This is a genomic window from Vibrio sp. Vb1574 (genome assembly GCF_033338675.1).
The window spans coordinates 1-1,318 of the sequence record NZ_JAWOTC010000242.1; the positions used below are offsets into that span (position 1 = coordinate 1).

Here is a 1,318-nt window from a genome sequence, read left to right on the forward strand (position 1 = left end):
TTATGCACGACAGAATGGTTTGTGCGAATCATTTATTTGTCATGGCTCCAATGGCTATGGTGGGTTAAACCTCTTTAAGTTTTCTTTATTTCGTTCCTTTGTTTGCCTTAATCGACCGCCTCAGGTCGATTTTTTTTATCCTTCTCCTTTCAAATACCTTTATTAATCGGCTGAAATCACTGCGTTGTTAAGCACATAACTATGAAGCTGGTCACTTTTATTCCACTTTTTTAATCTTAGCGATCACTAATATTAGGCAACTTATCGCCTAACATTCCCCCATTTCTTCCCCAATACATGCAATTGGTAAGTAAATTACAACATAATTTTACTATTGGTATATACCAATTTTAAGGTAAATAAGTATTCACTTCTTCTTTAAGGTAAGGTTTTTGGTTAGCTAAAAGAATGGGAAAAGAAATGCTCAGCTCGAAATGTAGGAAGTTTCAGATCAAGGGATTGGTGATTGTTTGCTCTGGTGAAACTAAAAACGCCTTTAAAAACGAGGCATTGATCGTAAAGTCAGGTATAATTAAGGCCATTTTTTATTAACGAAAGAACACTATGAATCAATATCTCGCGGTAACTTCAAACGGCATGGAAAACCTGCTTGTTGAAGAACTGACTAAACTAGGCATTGAAAACGCGAAACCAGTACAGGCGGGCGTAAAATTTAAAGCCACGAATGAGCAAATCTATCGTTGTTGTTTGTGGAGCCGCTTGGCATCACGATTTGTACGTGTTTTATCTGAATTCACTTGTAACGACGACATGGATCTATACCTATCTACTTCGTCAATTAACTGGGTGAATCAATTCCACAGTTCTAAGCGTTTCGTTGTGGACTTTAACGGTACCAACCGCGAGATCCGCAACAGTCAGTACGGCGCGATGAAAGTAAAAGATGGCATCGTTGATTGCTTTGAGAAGAAAGGCTTACCTCGACCAAACATCAGCAAAGAACGTCCTGATATTCGCGTTCATGTTCGCCTTCACAAAGATAAAGCTATCTTAGGTGTTGATATGGTAGGCAGTGGCCTTCATCAACGTGGCTACCGTCCGGAATCTGGCCGAGCACCACTTCGCGAAACATTAGCAGCGGCGATCATTATGCGTTGTGGTTGGGACGGTCATCAGCCACTTCTCGATCCAATGTGTGGTTCTGGTACGTTACTGATTGAAGCGGCAATGATGGCTGCAAATATGGCTCCTGGTGTAAAACGAAAGCAATGGTGCTTTGAATCACTTGAAGACTTTGAGCCAGATACATGGGCTGAAATCAAATCAGAAGCACACGTTCAGGCTAGACGCGGCGTCA

The 1,318-nt window shown here is 41.2% G+C and carries 1 protein-coding gene and 1 pseudogene; both read left to right on the forward strand.

Going from position 1 to position 1,318, the window contains the following annotated elements; genetic code table 11:
* Positions 1 to 68: pseudogene (locus R7O12_RS25175) on the forward strand (cell division protein ZapC); the annotation flags it as partial.
* 496 nt (positions 69 to 564) lie between these two features.
* A partial coding sequence (locus R7O12_RS25180) for a THUMP domain-containing protein (RefSeq protein ID WP_318126790.1) occupies positions 565 to 1,318 on the forward strand: 754 nt, incomplete at its 3' end.